The following is a 15,499-nucleotide window of genomic DNA, read 5'->3' as shown; positions in this document are numbered from 1 at the left end:
GGTTCTCGTGATCCTTGGTCTATCAGTGTGGGGTTGATTCGGTTTCGTCATCGGCGTATGGGTCCGGGTGACCCAGTTGCGCCAGCAATTCTCGTTCCAGGCTTTCCATCTCCTCGGCTTCCTCATCCTCGATGTGGTCGTAACCGAGCAGATGCAGGCAGCCGTGTATGACCAGGTGCGCCCAGTGCGCCGCCAGCGACTTGCCTTGCTCGGCCGCCTCGCGTTCGACCACCGCGACGCAGATCACCAGGTCGCCCAGCAAGGGGATGTCGAGCAATTCGTCTGGCACGTCGGCCGGGAAGGACAGCACGTTGGTCGCGTAGTCCTTGTGTCGATACGTGTGATTGAGCTCGCGCGCTTCCGCTTCGTCCACAAGACGAATGGTCATCTCCGAGTCGGCCTTGCGTTGCTGCAAGGCCAGTTCACACCAGCGGCGAAAGTCGGCATCGACCGGGGCGACAGCCTGTGTCGCCCGTTGTATGTCCAGTTCAAGCATTTTTGCCGGGCGCCTCGGGAGTGGCCTGGCGGGCTTCGAAGCGGTCATAGGCCTCTACGATGCGCTGCACCAAGGGGTGACGTACCACGTCCTTGGGCTGGAAGTGGGTGAAACTGATGCCCGGCACGTCCCGCAGCACTTCGATCACATGCGCCAGGCCCGACTTGGTGCCCCGGGGCAGGTCGACCTGGGTGATGTCGCCGGTGATCACCGCCGTGGAGCCGAAGCCGATACGGGTGAGGAACATCTTCATCTGCTCGAGCGTGGTGTTCTGGCTTTCGTCGAGAATGATGAAGCTGTTGTTCAGGGTGCGACCGCGCATGTAGGCAAGCGGCGCAATTTCGATGACCTGACGCTCGATCAGCTTGGCCACGTGCTCGAAGCCCAGCATTTCATAAAGGGCATCGTAGAGCGGGCGCAGATAAGGGTCGATCTTCTGTGCAAGGTCGCCAGGCAGGAACCCGAGCTTCTCGCCAGCTTCAACGGCCGGGCGCACCAGCAGGATGCGGCGAACCTGTTCACGTTCCAGTGCGTCGACAGCACACGCCACGGCCAGGTACGTCTTGCCGGTACCGGCCGGGCCGATGCCGAAGTTGATGTCGTTGGCCAGGATCTCCTTGACGTAGCGCTGCTGGTTGGCGCCCCGTGGTCGGATATTGCCCTTGCGTGTGCGCAGCGAGACGCTGACCTCGTTCACCGCCGGGTTGTCGATGTGCTCGACGGCCGATTCCTGAAGGTACAGGTGCACGGTTTCCGGCGACAGCTCGGTAGCCTGGGTCTCGCGGTAGAGACGGCGCAGCAGTTGCTCGGCAGCATGGGTGGTCTTGGATTCGCCGATCAGTTCGAACTGATTGCCGCGGTTGCGGATCTCGATGGCAAGGCGTTGTTCGATCAAGCGCAGGTGCTCGTCGAACTGGCCACACAAGTTGGCGAAACGGTGGGCCTCGAAAGGTTCGAGGATGAAACGATGGGGTTCGATGGGTGCGTTCAAGGTCGTTTTTAGCCGCCCGACGGCAATGAGTGTGAGCTCAAGAATAACCCTTGAATGGCAGTGGCGAAAGTCCTGATGGGCTCAACGGCATTCTGCAAGCAAAGCCTAGGGCAGCGGGGAGAACGGCGAGCGACCCTCGGCGTTCTGCAGCTCGAGCAGGTACTTGCGGAAGATCTGGCCGAGCACCTGCGTCGCATGCTCCAGGTCGTCCCTGGGCATCTGTTCGGTGACTTCGTCCGCCATGTCCAGGGCATCTTCAGCGCCGTTGACTGCCGCCATCTTCAACAGGATGTAGGCCTGCACGTTGTTGGCCTTGACCCCTTCGCCGCGGAAAAACATCGACCCAAGGCGGTACTGGGCCTCGGCATGGCCTTGCAGGGACGCTTTCTGGTACCAGTCCAGTGCCTTGTTGAGGTTTTTCGGCGCTTGCGCATAGAAGTACTCGCCCAGCTCGTACTGTGCCTGGGCATCGCCGGCATCGGCCACCTGTTCACAGGTTTTGAGTGCGCTGGCCAGGTCCTGCGGCTGCACGTTCAAGGTGCAGCGACCCGTCGTCGGGATGAGCAACGAGTTACCGCCCTCCGCCAGGGCCAGCAGGGGCTGGAGAAGCAACAGGCAGCCCAGGGTGAGGGCGCGGCCGGTGCGGTTCATGGGGATCGACTTACCTCTGCAAAGCTGCGGCCAATGTCTCTGGTGGCACATTATGGGATAAGCAGCGCCAACCTTACAAAGTTTTACTCGAATTTATGTCGGCGTGGCGAAACAGGCTGATGGCAGGACCCCTTCGTTACCTGTATGGCCTCATTGCACATGCGCCCGTTCCCATGGGGTATGCCCCTGGCGATGGCCGGTATACCCACCGTGATAGCGGGTACTACCAGCTACCAAGGTGGGAAGGCGCCGGGTTACTTCAGGGCTGCGAAGGCCTTTTCAGCCGCATCCAGGGTGATCTGCAGCTCTTTGTCGCCATGAACGATGGAGGTGAAGCCAGCCTCGAACGCGCTCGGCGCCAGGTACACGCCACCCTCGAGCATCAGGTGGAAGAACTGCTTGAAGCGACCGGCGTCACTGGCCATTACGTCATCGAAGGTGACGATGTCGTCGGCCCCGCTGAAGTACAGGCCGAACATGCCGCCAGCCTGAGTGGTCACGAACGGCACGCCGGCAGCATCGGCGCGCTGTTGCAGGCCGTCGAGCATGCGGCTGGTGTAGTCAGTCAGCTCGGCGTGGAAGCCCGGGCGGCTGATCAGCTTGAGCGTGGTCAGGCCGGCGGCCATGGCCAGCGGGTTGCCCGACAGCGTACCCGCCTGGTAGACCGGGCCCAGCGGGGCGATGCAGCCCATGATTTCGCGTTTGCCGCCGAAGCAGCCGACCGGCATGCCGCCGCCGACGATCTTGCCGAAGGTCGACAGGTCGGGGGTAATGCCGTAGTGCGCCTGCGCACCACCCAGCGAAACCCGGAAACCGGTCATCACTTCATCGAAGATCAACACCACCCCATGCTTGTCGCACTGCTCGCGCAGGCCTTCGAGGAAGCCCGGCGCCGGCGGGACGCAGTTCATGTTGCCGGCAACCGGCTCGACGATAATGCAGGCTACGGTCTGGCCCACTTCAGCCAGCGTCTTCTCGACGGCGGCGATGTCGTTGAAGGGCAGCGTCAGGGTGTGCTTGGCGAAGTCGGCGGGCACGCCTGCCGAGCTGGGCACGCCTTGGGTCAGCAGACCGGAACCGGCCTTGACCAACAGGCTGTCGGAGTGGCCATGGTAGCAGCCTTCGAACTTGATGATCGCGTCACGGCCGGTGTAGCCACGGGCCAGGCGGATGGCGCTCATGGTCGCTTCGGTACCCGAGCTGACCATGCGCACCATTTCCATGGAAGGCACCAGCGAGCACACCAGGTCTGCCATTTCGGTTTCCATGGCGGTCGGGGCGCCATAGGACAGCCCGTGTTCCAGCTGGCGACGTACCGAGTCCAGCACGTCAGGGTGGCCATGGCCCAGGATCATCGGGCCCCAGGAGCCCACGTAGTCGACGTAGCGCTTGTCATCTTCGTCGACGACGTAGGCGCCCTCGGCATGCTTGAAGAACAATGGGGTGCCGCCCACGCTCTTGAACGCGCGCACGGGCGAGTTCACACCACCGGGGATGTGTTTCTGGGCTTGGGCGAAAAGTGCTTCGGAACGGGACATGGAAAGTTCTCTCGAATCAGGATGCGAACAAGGCATTGAAGGCGCGGGCGCGGCGGGTGACTTCCTGCGCACTGTCGGCACCGAACAAGCCGTGGATCACCGCCAGCAGGTCGGCACCGTGGTGCACCAGTGCGGCGGCATTGTCGAGGGTGACCCCGCCGATGGCGGCGATCGGCAGGTTCACCTGGGCGCGAGCCTGCGCCAGAAGACGGACGTCGGCAGCCGGAGCGCCGGGTTTGGTGCTGGAGGTGAAAAAGCGGCCGAAGGCGACGTAGCTGGCGCCTTCGCGGGCTGCCTGGTCGGCCAGGTCGAGGCTGGCATGGCAGGTCGAGCCGATGATCGCCGCGCTGCCCAGCAGGGCGCGTGCAGGGGTCAGCGGCCCATCGGTTTGCCCCAGGTGTACGCCCACGCCAAGGTGCCTGGCCAGTTGGGCATCGTCGTTGATGAGCAGCTGAGTGCCATAGCGCTCGCACAATTGCTGGAGTGCCTGCGCTTCACGCAAGCGCCGCGCGGCGTCATCGCTTTTGTCCCGGTACTGCAGAAGGCATACACCCCCTTCGAGCGCTGCCTCCACATGAGACAGGAATCGGCCGGCCAGCAGTTGGCTGTCGGTGATGGCATACAGGCCGCGTAGGGTCATCGAGCACCTCGAGTCAGGAGCAGAAATCCAGAGGCAGGCGCCGAGGCACGAACTGGCCCCGTCCCAACTGCTCCGCATCGCGCAGGGTGCGCCAGGTGTAGTCCAGGGCGGTGCGCACGGCGCTTTCCAGGTGCTCGCCCAAGGCCAGTCGACCCGCCAGGGCGCTGGCCAGGGTGCAGCCCGAACCGTGGTAGCTGCCCGGCAGGCGTTGGCAGGTCGAGGTGCTGCGGTGACCGTCGCGGCTGTACAGACGGTTGTGGATTTCGACCTCGTCGCCGTGTCCGCCGGTGATCAGCACGTGCGGGCAGAACTCCAGCAGCCTGGCAGCGCACTCGTCGGCGCTGCCTTCGGGCAACTCGGCAAGAATGCGGGCTTCGGGCAGGTTTGGCGTGGTGATGGTCGCCAGCGGCAACAGGCGTTCACGCAGGGCATAGCCTACTTCATCCTTGCCCAGGCGCCCGCCGCCGCCTGCGCGCAGCACCGGATCGCACACCAACGGCAGGTGCGGGTGCGCAGCCAGCAGCTCGGCCACGGTATCGACCATGTCGATCGAGCCGAGCATGCCCAGCTTGACCGCAGCCACCGTGGAGTCGGTGAGCACGGCATTGGCCTGGGCCAGCACCCACTCACGGTCGAGCACGCGGAAGTCGGAGACATTGACGGTATCCTGCACGGTCAGGGCGGTCACCGCGGGCGCGGCATGACAACCTTGTGCAAGCAGGGCTTCGATATCTGCCTGCAAGCCGGCGCCGCCACTGGGGTCGTGGCCGGAGAGACAGAGGACAACGGGGCGGGAGGCGTAGGTATTCATGGTCGGCGAGCTTACCACCAAACCTGTTTGTGCGGACCTTGCCCGTGCAGGTCGGTGGATTTTTTGGTGCGAGATGGGCAACGCTCAACGCCGCTTATGCCCGTGCCAGAGCGGTCCTGTGGGTTTTGTGCCGCCGCTCGATGCACCTAGAAGCTGTGCTAGAGTGCGCAGATAAATCGATAAACAGGTTCTGCAGGATTTCGTCGTCTCAAACGGAAAGGGGGCAACCGCGACGCGACCGGACAGGCCATGCTGGGGCTGTATGCGCTATTTGCTGATTATGCTCATGGGTTTGCTGCCCGCATTCGCCGAGGCGGTGGACATCACCGCGGCCACCCGTCACCTGCCTCTGGGCAAGGTCATGCAGGTCTACGAAGACCCGGACGGCAGCGCCAGCATCACGGAGGTCAGTGCGCCCGACTTCGCACAGCATTTTCTTTCCCACCCTGAAGACGTGCTCAATGCCGGGTTTTCCAAGTCGGTGTTCTGGCTCAAGCTCGAGCTGCACCCTGACGCGGAGCCGGGCATGCCCCGGCACTGGTTGCTGGAACTGGCCTACCCACCCCTCGACCACCTCGAGCTTTACCTGAAGGGCCCGGACGGGCGCTTTCACCTGGCCCAGCGCACCGGTGACGCACTGCCTTACTCAAGTCGGGAGGTTCGGCAGGACAATTACCTGTTCAACCTGCAATTGCCGCCTGGGCAGGTCACCACCGTCTTCCTGCGGCTGCATAGCCAGGGCTCGGTGCAGGCGCCGCTGGCCCTCTGGTCGCCCCAGGCCTACCTGGAAGCCCAGGCCACGCGCCTGTATGTGCTGGGGATGATCTACGGGGTGCTGTTGGTGATGCTGGTGTACAACCTGTTCCTGTACCTGAGCGTGCGGGACGTCAGCTACCTGTACTACATCCTCTACATCGCCTCCTTCGGTCTTTACCAGGTCTCGGTCAATGGCGCCGGCATCGCTTACCTGTGGCCCGACAGCCCATGGTGGGCCAATGCCTGCACACCGTTGTTCGTCGGCGCAGCTGCGCTGTTCGGCTCCCAGTTCGCCCGGCATTTTCTGCAGCTTCGCTATCAAAGCCGCGGCTTCGACCGGTTGCTGCAGGCGCTGATGCTGGGCGGCGCCGTGGTGATGGTGCTGGCCGTGAGCGTGCCCTATGGCGTGGCCATGCGCCTTGCCACCGCCTTGGCGCTCGTGTTCAGCCTGGGCGTTTTGTGCGCAGGGCTCAACGCCTGGCAGCGCGGCCTGCGCGTGGCGTGCTGGTTCATCATCGCCTGGACCGCGTTCCTGCTCGGGGGGCTGGTCAACACGCTGATGGTGCTGGGCTACCTGCCGAACATGTTCCTGACCATGTATGCCAGTCAATTGGGTGCTGCGCTGGAAGTGGCGTTGCTATCGCTGGCCCTGGCCGACCGCATCAAGACGCTGCGCGATGAGCAGGCCCGTACCCTGCGTGAAACGGGGCAGCAACTGGAGCTACTCAACCAGCAACTGGCCAACAGCAACCGGCTCAAAGACGAGTTTCTGGCCTGCGCCACCCATGAACTGCGCACCCCAATGAATGGCGTGATCGGTTCCCTGGAGTTGATGCATACCCTGCCGATGGACGCGGAAATGGCCCGCTTTCATCAGACAGCGGTGGGTTCGGCCCAGGGCATGATGAACATGATCGACGCCATCCTGACCTTGTCCGAACTCCAGGCAGGGCGGCTGCGTGCGCAGCCAGCACCTTTCGACCTGCGGGCACTGCTGCACGGCGTGCGCGCTGGCTATGCCGGCCAGGCACTGGGCAAGGGCCTGTATTTGAGTGTGGACATCCCGGCGGACCTGCCCGACCGACTGGTGGGCGATGGGCCGAAGCTGGCCCGCTGTCTGGGATGCCTGGTGGACAATGGCCTGAAATTCACCCATCAGGGTGGCGTGATGATCCAGGTTCGCGGACAGCACAGGGGGCCTAATCAACTGGTCTTGACGTTTACCGTGAGCGACACCGGTATCGGTTTTGAAGACCTTGACCAGTCGATTCTTTACCAGCGGTTTTTCCAGGTGGATGGGTCCATGACCCGGCGCTACGGCGGGTTGGGCATTGGCCTTGCCATCTGCCGGCAGATGAGCGAATTGCTGGGGGCACGGCTGTCACATCAATCGGCGCCTGGGGTGGGCAGTCGGTTCGAGATGAGTGTGGAGTTGGCAATTTCGCAGGGGCAGGTGGCTGTGCAGGGGAGTGAGGGGCGGCGTTGGCGGTAAGCATCGGTAGGTTAGGACGATTTGCTGTTAGCTAAATGGGCAGTGCGATAACGTGGGCGTGCGACTCGGGGTATCAAAGAAAGTAAGAACCTATGATTAACCAGCCGAAGGCGACTGTGTTCAGCCATGAGGCGGCCACAATCCGCTTTCTCACGGATGGTGGAAATTGCTCATAGTCTTGTGCGTCAAGCATGCCTTGTCGAATACTTGATTTTGGATACTTTATGACCCCGGCGACCATGAATGTCACAAACATTCTCGCACGCAAAGTCTTTTCACCACAAAGGGTGACAATAAAGGGTAGGCACGCACTGCGCTGCAGGGCCCCGATCATGACGTTGTATTCTTTGGAGCCTGCGATACGCAGATCCATGACGAGGCCAGTCAGTCCGAGGGCAAAGGGAGCGGCAAGAAAAAGTAATTGAAACGTAATGTCAAAATTCTTGATCATTCTCAAGGCCTCGAAAGTTTTCGCTTAATTGCATGCACGAAGGCTTCCCGTCAGAGGCGCTGTTGCAGGGGTCAAGATGTCATATGCAGCACCGTCAAGGCAGTTCTTCTGGAAGAAATAAGTATCACTTCATTAGCTGCTTTGGCCCCGACCATTTTGGGCAAGCCAAAATCGTCAGGCTCAGTAAATAGTGTTCTTCAACATGGCTTTGTATTCCCGTCCGCCGTGCGAGCTTCGAGTACCTGGCCTACTTGCCAGCTCGCCCAGATGCGTCGAATACCCAATCATCAGCGTGGATCCATGGTGCGTGTAATGAGTAAACAGTTTCACCTTGGTAGTAGGAAAAAGTAACCGACTGTTAGCCAAGTGAACGCTACTGTGTTCAGCCAGGATGCGGTGTTGATCTTCTTTTTAAGGGAGGCTGGAAAATTCTGATAATCGAGTGGATCAAGCGCACCTTTGCGAATGTGGTAGGTTGGAAATGCTATGAGCCCACCCACCATTGAGATCACCAATAATCGTGCGCGTATGCTTTGTTCTCCCCAGAGTGTTGTAATAAACTCTAAGCAAGCACTGCGCTGGAGCGCTGCGATCATGACGTCGTATTCTTTTGAACATGCAATGCGCAGGTCCATGGCCAGTGAGATAAAGCCTACGATGAAAGGGGAAGTGAGCAGAAACAACTTCAGTTTTATGTCAAGGTGGTCAATCATTCTGCAAAGCCTCGAAGATTACCTCTCCTGCGTGTTCGTCGATGTCCATTCCAATTCATTCAGACCAGTCGCAGCTCCAATGCCAGTAACCACTTCTGCATCAACTCATGCCTGAGGCCGTCCCGTCACCAAGATTAGCGGCATGCAGCAAGTATGGGTCGGTAACGTTGTTATCCGTAGATCAAACAAATTACAAAAAGCCAGAAGCCGGCTATGGTATTAAGCCAGGACGCTGTGATGATCTGTATTTTCAAACGAGATGGAAATTGATCATAGTCTCGGGGATCAAGCGCGCCTTTACGGATGCTGTATTTTGGAGAGGTTATGGCGCCCGCTACCAAAAAAATCACGAGCATTCTTGCACGCACGCTTTTATCGCCCCATGTTGCGACAGAAACAGCTAAGCATGGACTGCGCTGCAGCGCTGTGGTCATGGTTGCATATCCTTTGGAACATGCGATGTGCAGGTCCATTGCGAGCGCGGTGAAGCCCAGGACAAATGGGGAGGCCACCCAAAATAATTTCAGCGTATTGTCGAGATCATTCATAAAACAATATATCGAAAATCACTGCTATCATCCCCTTCGGCTTTCAATTATTTGGCTATCTTTGTCAGTTCATCCATGCGTTTCTAATGCCCCGTTCCATTCGTTCGTCCGTCTGTTGTGCCTGGTGGGCATTTGATTTCATCCAGTGACTTACCCGCTGCAGTCTTGGCGATGCCCACTGTGTCCGGTAAAACTTTAGGATAGACAGGCTGTAAGCTCAAAGAAAATATGAGCCTATAATCAACCAGCCGAAGGCGACTGTGTTCAGCCATGAGGCGGCCACAATCCGCTTTTTCATGGATGGTGGAAATTGCTCATAGTCTTGTGCGTCAAGCATACCTTGTCGAATACTTGATTTTGGATATTTGATAAGCGCGGCTACCATGAATGTCACCAGCATTCTCGCACGCAAAGTCTTTTCACCCCAAAGGGTGACAATAAAGGGTAGGCACGCACTGCGCTGCAGGGCTGCAATCATGACTTTATATTCTTTGGAGCCTGCGATACGCAAATCTATAGCGAGGCCGATCAGTCCAAGGACGAAGGGGGTGGCAAGGAAAATTAATTGAAGCTTGATATCGAGGTTCTTAATCATCTTCCAATGCCTCGAAAATTATGTCGCCGAAATATTCGCCGAATTGCATACCTTCAATGCTTCCCGCCAAAGCCCCTATTCCGGTAATCGCGATGCCGCATATCAACGCTTTCGGTCCAGCCCTCCAACAAACTCGAATGGACACTTCTTTAGCTATGTTGGCACCCAACCAACCACCGCCTAGTCCACCCGAAAAATTACCAGCCTCAGTAAAGCGGATCCTTCTACACGCTTTCGTATTCCCCACCCGGCACGCATCGGCAATATTAATCGCTGATCCAATACCCCCGAGCGCAATACCCACTGCCCCTCCAGCCTTCAAATACTTGGCCATCCTTGCCAGTTTGTCCAAGTGAGTGGAATACCCCGGTATGTCCGTGGGCCCGCCTGCTTTGCTCCAGTGGTGCACCAGGCTTTTGGAAGAGATACCCAAGTCTCGGCGCAGTGTTGAGTAATCTCCAAGATTAAGCCGCTTATTGAGAAGGGTGGCCTTCAAACCGGCACTCAACTGATTGAACAGCTGCTGGCGCTGGGCGAAGAATTCCGGGTGGCGAAGGTGCCCGTGCTTGGCAAATTGCGCTTTGTGCAGGTCTTCGATTTTGCGCAAAAGGCTGGTGATCTCATCCAGTGACTTACCCGCCACTGTCTCGGCTACGCCCATGGCCAGACTGGTATCACCAAACAGCGCGGCTATCTCGGCCTGATGCTGCATCATGAAGCCGGCTTCCTCCTCTGTGAGGCCGGCCAATGCAGCGCGCGCCTGCTCCGCTGCACTCATAACCGACATCTCCTGCCGGGTACACATCGGGTACCTCGATTCTTCACCCACGACGAATATCTCGCCCGGTTTGAATCCGTTCCGGAAGGTTGGATTAAGCCGTTCCAATGCTGACCGAGACAGGTGCGCGTGGGGCGAACCGAGTTCTACCAGCACCTCTTCATACGACATGCTGCGCGGCACGATGTAGAAACCAGGTTCATTGCTGTGCTGAGCCGCTGAAGGCGCGGCGTCCCGGAACCGCTCCGGACTGATCGCCCTATTGCGTGCTTGAGGATGTCGCAGTGCGTCACTGACCGGTTCAGATGCAGGTGCCCTGAACGTTGCAGGTACTGCAGATCCGCCTGCAATTACGCGGTTGCTGCCTGTAGGGCACCCACACTCCACCAATGCGCCGTCAAGGACCGTAGGTATGCCGTCCTGCTTCCATCGGGGCTCGCCCTCCACCAGCGTGCCAGGTTGCCCGCAGCGGGGGCAGGGCGTGGTCTTGTCGCCTTGCAGCAGCCAGTTGCGGCCATGGACGCGACCTCTGGATTGCCCGGCAATGCAAATGGCGCCGGTGGTGGTTTCATCGCTGTCCAGGCCTTGGTACCGACCCAGGATGCTGATGCGCATACTCATGGCTTGCCTGCTGTTCATGAAAGAACCCGCAACCTAGCAGGCGGTATCCACTTATGTGCGCTTGATTCAGCTTCTAGGAAGACTCCCACGGACTATTGGGAACCGGATTACAAGTTCTTGACGGCCTCACCTGTTCGGGCGTCGCACGAACACGCCGCTGGCAGCCCCGACAATGCAGGTCTCAAAAGCGCCGCTCATCACGCACCCCTGCCTTTAGTCAGGAATGCCCCTTTGTCCACCGACCAGACAGTGCTTCACTGGGTATCTCACGCCTGCCCGGATTCAGGAGCGCCTCCATGAACCTGCACCAGTTCGCTGAAACCCACGAGGTCACCAACCAGCCGCCACCGCTGGACGGGGCCAACCTGTACCGCCTGGACCTGCCGCTACAGGAGTGGTCCAGGCGCTTTGGCGCCGACTGGGCGCAGTCGCGGATCGATGCGTACGGCGCGCTGGCCGGTGGGCCGTTGATGCAGGCAGGCTTTCTGGCCAATGCGCACAAGCCGGTGTTCAGCAGCCATGATCGATACGGCCATCGCATCGACCTGGTCGAATTTCACCCCGCTTATCACCAATTAATGCGCACCGCCGTCGAGCATGGGCTGCCGTCGCTGCCCTGGGCCGAGCCGCGCCCGGGCGCCCATGTGGCCCGCGCGGCGATGACCTACCTGCACAGCCAGGCCGAGGCCGGGACGGGCTGCCCATTGACCATGACCTTCGCTGCGGTGCCGGCCCTGCGCGTGCAACCGGAGATCGCCCACTACTGGCTGCCCAAGGCGCTGTCGCGTGAATATGACCCGCGCAACGTCGGCGACCGGCACAAGGCCGGCGTCACGTTGGGCATGGCGATGACAGAGAAGCAAGGCGGCACGGACGTGCGCGCCAATACCACCCGTGCTTACCCCGTGGGCGCGCCGGGGCCCGGCCAGGCCTACGAGCTGGTGGGTCACAAGTGGTTCTGCTCGGCGCCCATGTGCGATGCCTTCCTGGTCCTGGCCCAGACCGAGCGCGGCCTGAGCTGCTTCCTGCTGCCCCGCCACCGCCCGGACGACAGCCGCAACCAGTTCTACATCCAGCGCCTGAAGGACAAGTTGGGCAATGTCTCCAACGCTTCCAGCGAAGTGGAGTTTCGCGGTGCGCTGGCCTGGATGATCGGTGAGGAGGGCCGGGGCGTGCCGACCATCATCGAAATGGTGGCCATGACCCGTTTCGACTGCATGGTCGGCTCCAGTGCCCTGATGCGCCAGGCGCTGACCCAGGCCCTGCACCACTGTGCGCATCGGCAGGTGGCGGGCCGGCTGTTGTCCGAGCAGCCGCTGATGCAGAACGTGCTCGCCGATCTGGCGCTGGAAAGCGAAGCGGCATTGGCCCTGAGCCTGCGCATGGGCCACGCCCTCGAACAGCTCGACGACCCCCAGCAGGCGCATTTCGCGCGCTTGGTCACGGCGGTGGGCAAGTACTGGATCTGCAAGCGTGCCCCGGCCATGATCAACGAAGCGGCCGAGTGCCTGGGCGGGGCAGGGTATGTGGAGGACAGCATCCTGCCGCGGCTTTACCGCGAGGCGCCCGTCAACTCGACCTGGGAGGGTTCGGGCAATGTGCAGTGCCTGGATGTGCTGCGCGCCTTGTCCAAGGAGCCGGGTGTGCTGGAGGCGTTGTTCGCCGAACTGGGGGACGGGCACGGCGACAAGCGCCTGGCCACCTGCATCGTCAACCTGAAGGATGCGTTTCTCGATACCGGCGATATCCAGTACCGGGCGCGACAACTGACCGAGGCCATCGCCTTGGCCTTGCAGGCCAAGTTGCTGCTGGAGGCTGGTCATTCTGCGGTCAGCGATGCGTTCATCGCCAGTCGCCTCACAGGGACGGGGCGCACTTATGGCACGTTGCCGCGCGGTGTGGACGTACAGGCCGTGATGGCGCGGGCCATGGCCATCTGACAGGCCGGCCCTGTACGCCCCAGCTGCGCCTCCCTGCATCATCAAGGGGATGAATTTACCCAAGAAGGCAGGCAAGATGGTTCGCATGCATGTCCAGACAGGAAGCACAGTGTGAGCCACGCGTTTGAAGTCGTTGATACTCCCGAACAGGCCGTCGATCGTCTGGCGGCCTTGCATGAGCAGGCCACCGGTGCCCTGAGCCAGGCCCTCAAGCGTTACCTCAAGGACCGCACCGAGCCCGACGCCCAGGAGCGTGACCTGTTCCGCTACCCGGCGCTGCGCCTGACCTACCACAGCAATGGCGAGGTCGCTGCCACCACGCGGGCCTATGCCAAGGTCCAGGTGGCTGGCACCTACAGCGTCACCATCACCCAGCCGGCTGCTTTTCGCGGCTACCTGCTGGAGCAGTTGCGCCCGCTGATGCACGACTACACCGTCACCGTTGAAGTGGGGGTCAGCGAGCAGCCCATCCCGTATCCGTACGTGGTCGACCAGGGCGACGAGCTGGCCGGCAGCGGCATCACCGCCGCGCAGCTGGCGCGGGTGTTCCCCAGCACCGACCTGTCCTCGGCCACCGACAACATCGCCGATGGGCTCTACGACTGGGACAGCACCGATACCTTGCCCCTTGCCCTGTTCGATGCCGCGCGCGTGGACTTCTCGCTGCGGCGCCTGGTGCACTACACCGGCAGCGACTGGCGCCACGTGCAGCCCTGGATCCTGCTGACCAACTATCACCGTTACGTGGACCAGTTCATCAGCCATGGCCTTGAGCAGTTGCGCGATGATCCGCGTTTCGTGCGCATGGTGCTGCCGGGCAACGTCGTGATCGAAAAGAGCATGGACCACGGCGAGGCCCAGGCGCTGGTCGCCGGTGTGGTCTGGCACCGCTACCAGATGCCGGCCTATCACCTGATTGCAGGGGACGGCGACGGCATCACGCTGGTCAACATCGGCGTCGGCCCGTCCAACGCCAAGAACATCACCGATCACCTTGCAGTGCTGCGCCCGCATTGCTGGCTGATGATCGGGCACTGCGGCGGGCTGCGCCAGTCGCAGACCATTGGCGACTACGTGCTGGCCCACGCCTACATGCGCCGCGACGGCATCCTCGACCGCGTGGTGCCGCCGAACATTCCAATCCCGGCGCTGGCGGAGGTGCAACTGGCCCTGCAGGAAGCCGCCGCCCAGGTGACCGGCGAGCGGGGCGAGCAGCTCAAGAAGCGCCTGCGCACCGGTACCGTGCTGACCTACGACGACCGCAACTGGGAGCTGCGCTGGGCTCAGGAACGGCCCTTGATCAACTTGTCCCGCGCCGTTGCCGTGGACATGGAAAGCGGCACCATCGCAGCCCAGGGCTATCGCCTGCGGGTGCCGTACGGCACCTTGCTGTGCGTGTCCGACAAACCGCTGCACAGCGAGATCAAGCTGCCGGGCTCGGCCAACGCGTTCTACAACCGCGCGGTCAGCCAGCACCTGAAGATCGGTATTGCGGCGCTGGATCTGTTGCGCACCGAGCTCAATTCGCTGCACTCGCGTAAACTGCGCAGCTTCGACGAGCCGCCGTTCCGCTGAGGATCCATGTCACTGCCACCCCGTTCCAAGCCGCGCCGCCCCCAGGGGCGGCCTGCGCCTGGCGCTCATCGCCAGCCCAAGGCGCCACCCGCCGAGCCGCGGTTGATCCTGTTCAACAAACCCTTTGACGTGCTGACGCAGTTCAGCGACGGCGAGGGGCGGGCCACGCTCAAGGATTTCATCGACATCCCGGGCGTCTACCCCGCCGGCCGGCTGGACCGGGACAGTGAAGGCCTGCTGCTGTTGACCAATGACGGCGCCCTGCAGGCGCGTATTGCCGACCCCAAACACAAGCTGCCCAAGACCTACTGGGTGCAGGTCGAGGGCGAGCCCACCGAGGAGCAGCTGCGCCAGCTGCGCGAAGGCGTGCAGCTCAATGACGGGCCAACGCTGCCCGCCGAGGCCCGCAGCCTGGAAGAGCCCACGCTGTGGCCGCGCAACCCGCCGGTACGCTTTCGTAAAAGCGTCCCGACCCGTTGGCTTGAATTGGTGATTCGCGAGGGCCGCAATCGCCAGGTACGGCGCATGACCGCCGCTGTGGGCCTGCCCACCTTGCGCCTGGTGCGCGTGCGCATTGGCGATTGGGCACTCGATGGGCTGGAGCAGGGCTGCTGGCGCGAGGTGGCGCCGACCCTGCGGCGCTAGGCGTCATGGCCGGCGCGGACGTGAAGACCGCGCCGGCTACACCCCCTCGATGAACCCCACCACCACGCTCTTGATGATGAACGCCAGCACACCCAGGCCGAGCACGAAGAACAGGATCAGGGTGCCGAAACGCCCCGCCTGGGATTTTTTCGCCAGGTCCCAGACGATGAAGCCCATGAAGCCGATCAAGGCGGTCACCAGGATGATCATCATCCACTCTTCGAATACGGCAGGATCCATTGCAGTGCTCCAGGCGGG

General features: G+C 61.3%; 16 protein-coding genes. 4 read left to right on the top strand and 12 right to left on the bottom strand.

Going from position 1 to position 15,499, the window contains the following annotated elements; all coding sequences use genetic code 11:
- Positions 1-22: 22 nt before the first annotated feature.
- The 6 genes from ybeY to ACF8E5_RS14780 all read right to left on the bottom strand — a co-directional run bounded on the left by ybeY (position 23) and on the right by ACF8E5_RS14780 (position 5,127).
- Positions 23-496, bottom strand: coding sequence for an rRNA maturation RNase YbeY (gene ybeY, locus ACF8E5_RS14805; protein WP_058638960.1), 474 nt, complete (start codon positions 494-496; stop codon positions 23-25).
- A complete protein-coding gene (locus ACF8E5_RS14800) occupies positions 489-1,487 on the bottom strand; it encodes a PhoH family protein (RefSeq protein ID WP_028687151.1) in 999 nt (332 codons plus the stop codon). The genes ybeY and ACF8E5_RS14800 overlap by 8 nt, the downstream gene beginning before the upstream one ends.
- Positions 1,488-1,592: 105 nt before the next feature.
- Positions 1,593-2,138 carry a tetratricopeptide repeat protein gene (locus ACF8E5_RS14795; RefSeq protein WP_058603547.1) on the bottom strand — a complete coding sequence of 182 codons (546 nt, stop codon included), beginning with the start codon at positions 2,136-2,138 and terminating at the stop codon, positions 1,593-1,595.
- Between the two features lie 254 nt (positions 2,139-2,392).
- Positions 2,393-3,676: a glutamate-1-semialdehyde 2,1-aminomutase gene (gene hemL / locus ACF8E5_RS14790; protein WP_058638961.1), complete on the bottom strand. Its 1,284-nt coding sequence runs from the start codon at positions 3,674-3,676 to the stop codon at positions 2,393-2,395.
- Between the two features lie 16 nt (positions 3,677-3,692).
- Complete coding sequence (gene thiE / locus ACF8E5_RS14785; RefSeq protein ID WP_058638962.1) at positions 3,693-4,316, bottom strand: thiamine phosphate synthase; 624 nt, start codon at positions 4,314-4,316, stop codon at positions 3,693-3,695.
- Positions 4,317-4,329: 13 nt separating this feature from the next.
- On the bottom strand, positions 4,330-5,127 hold the full coding sequence (locus tag ACF8E5_RS14780; RefSeq protein ID WP_058638963.1) for a hydroxymethylpyrimidine/phosphomethylpyrimidine kinase: 798 nt from the start codon (positions 5,125-5,127) through the stop codon (positions 4,330-4,332).
- Between the two features lie 262 nt (positions 5,128-5,389).
- Between ACF8E5_RS14780 and ACF8E5_RS14775 the strand changes: the two genes are divergently transcribed.
- Positions 5,390-7,375 carry a sensor histidine kinase gene (locus ACF8E5_RS14775; protein WP_392475455.1) on the top strand — a complete coding sequence of 662 codons (1,986 nt, stop codon included), beginning with the start codon at positions 5,390-5,392 and terminating at the stop codon, positions 7,373-7,375.
- Between the two features lie 73 nt (positions 7,376-7,448).
- Here the strand turns inward: ACF8E5_RS14775 and ACF8E5_RS14770 are convergent, their stop codons facing one another.
- The 5 genes from ACF8E5_RS14770 to ACF8E5_RS14750 all read right to left on the bottom strand — a co-directional run bounded on the left by ACF8E5_RS14770 (position 7,449) and on the right by ACF8E5_RS14750 (position 11,081).
- A complete protein-coding gene (locus ACF8E5_RS14770; protein WP_392475454.1) occupies positions 7,449-7,826 on the bottom strand; it encodes a hypothetical protein in 378 nt (125 codons plus the stop codon).
- A 326-nt stretch (positions 7,827-8,152) separates the two neighbouring features.
- Entirely contained in the window at positions 8,153-8,539 is a 387-nt protein-coding gene (locus tag ACF8E5_RS14765; RefSeq protein ID WP_196124399.1) for a hypothetical protein, read from the bottom strand.
- Between the two features lie 170 nt (positions 8,540-8,709).
- Entirely contained in the window at positions 8,710-9,087 is a 378-nt protein-coding gene (locus ACF8E5_RS14760) for a hypothetical protein (protein WP_196124397.1), read from the bottom strand.
- A gap of 217 nt (positions 9,088-9,304) precedes the next feature.
- Complete coding sequence (locus ACF8E5_RS14755) at positions 9,305-9,682, bottom strand: hypothetical protein (protein WP_392475452.1); 378 nt, start codon at positions 9,680-9,682, stop codon at positions 9,305-9,307.
- A complete protein-coding gene (locus ACF8E5_RS14750; protein WP_392475451.1) occupies positions 9,675-11,081 on the bottom strand; it encodes a PAAR domain-containing protein in 1,407 nt (468 codons plus the stop codon). Before ACF8E5_RS14750 ends, ACF8E5_RS14755 begins: the two co-directional genes overlap by 8 nt.
- Before the next feature lie 296 nt (positions 11,082-11,377).
- Between ACF8E5_RS14750 and ACF8E5_RS14745 the strand changes: the two genes are divergently transcribed.
- From ACF8E5_RS14745 to ACF8E5_RS14735, 3 genes are all read left to right on the top strand, one after another.
- Positions 11,378-13,021: an acyl-CoA dehydrogenase family protein gene (locus ACF8E5_RS14745; protein ID WP_392475450.1), complete on the top strand. Its 1,644-nt coding sequence runs from the start codon at positions 11,378-11,380 to the stop codon at positions 13,019-13,021.
- 111 nt (positions 13,022-13,132) lie between these two features.
- On the top strand, positions 13,133-14,596 hold the full coding sequence (amn, locus tag ACF8E5_RS14740; protein ID WP_023534634.1) for an AMP nucleosidase: 1,464 nt from the start codon (positions 13,133-13,135) through the stop codon (positions 14,594-14,596).
- A 6-nt stretch (positions 14,597-14,602) separates the two neighbouring features.
- Entirely contained in the window at positions 14,603-15,241 is a 639-nt protein-coding gene (locus ACF8E5_RS14735; protein ID WP_078477943.1) for a pseudouridine synthase, read from the top strand.
- 36 nt (positions 15,242-15,277) lie between these two features.
- On the opposite strand, the gene ACF8E5_RS14730 is transcribed toward ACF8E5_RS14735, so the two are convergent.
- Positions 15,278-15,481, bottom strand: coding sequence for a DUF2788 domain-containing protein (locus tag ACF8E5_RS14730; RefSeq protein WP_023534618.1), 204 nt, complete (start codon positions 15,479-15,481; stop codon positions 15,278-15,280).
- Between the last annotated feature and the right edge of the window lie 18 nt (positions 15,482-15,499).

It is taken from the genome of Pseudomonas sp. WSY_20 (assembly GCF_043104335.1).
In the GTDB taxonomy this organism is placed as follows: domain Bacteria; phylum Pseudomonadota; class Gammaproteobacteria; order Pseudomonadales; family Pseudomonadaceae; genus Aquipseudomonas; species Aquipseudomonas parafulva_B.
This window is presented reverse-complemented; position numbering and strand designations above follow the sequence as displayed.

Excerpts from the sequence above, each read along its gene's own strand:
- ybeY (WP_058638960.1), bottom strand. The coding sequence starts at position 496 with ATGCTTGAACTGGACATACAACGGGCGACACAGGCTGTCGCCCCGGTC.
- ACF8E5_RS14795 (WP_058603547.1), bottom strand. The coding sequence starts at position 2,138 with ATGAACCGCACCGGCCGCGCCCTCACCCTGGGCTGCCTGTTGCTTCTC.
- hemL (WP_058638961.1), bottom strand. The coding sequence starts at position 3,676 with ATGTCCCGTTCCGAAGCACTTTTCGCCCAAGCCCAGAAACACATCCCC.
- thiE (WP_058638962.1), bottom strand. The coding sequence starts at position 4,316 with ATGACCCTACGCGGCCTGTATGCCATCACCGACAGCCAACTGCTGGCC.
- ACF8E5_RS14780 (WP_058638963.1), bottom strand. The coding sequence starts at position 5,127 with ATGAATACCTACGCCTCCCGCCCCGTTGTCCTCTGTCTCTCCGGCCAC.
- ACF8E5_RS14775 (WP_392475455.1), top strand. The coding sequence starts at position 5,390 with ATGCGCTATTTGCTGATTATGCTCATGGGTTTGCTGCCCGCATTCGCC.
- ACF8E5_RS14770 (WP_392475454.1), bottom strand. The coding sequence starts at position 7,826 with ATGATCAAGAATTTTGACATTACGTTTCAATTACTTTTTCTTGCCGCT.
- ACF8E5_RS14765 (WP_196124399.1), bottom strand. The coding sequence starts at position 8,539 with ATGATTGACCACCTTGACATAAAACTGAAGTTGTTTCTGCTCACTTCC.
- ACF8E5_RS14760 (WP_196124397.1), bottom strand. The coding sequence starts at position 9,087 with ATGAATGATCTCGACAATACGCTGAAATTATTTTGGGTGGCCTCCCCA.
- ACF8E5_RS14755 (WP_392475452.1), bottom strand. The coding sequence starts at position 9,682 with ATGATTAAGAACCTCGATATCAAGCTTCAATTAATTTTCCTTGCCACC.
- ACF8E5_RS14750 (WP_392475451.1), bottom strand. The coding sequence starts at position 11,081 with ATGAGTATGCGCATCAGCATCCTGGGTCGGTACCAAGGCCTGGACAGC.
- ACF8E5_RS14745 (WP_392475450.1), top strand. The coding sequence starts at position 11,378 with ATGAACCTGCACCAGTTCGCTGAAACCCACGAGGTCACCAACCAGCCG.
- ACF8E5_RS14735 (WP_078477943.1), top strand. The coding sequence starts at position 14,603 with ATGTCACTGCCACCCCGTTCCAAGCCGCGCCGCCCCCAGGGGCGGCCT.
- ACF8E5_RS14730 (WP_023534618.1), bottom strand. The coding sequence starts at position 15,481 with ATGGATCCTGCCGTATTCGAAGAGTGGATGATGATCATCCTGGTGACC.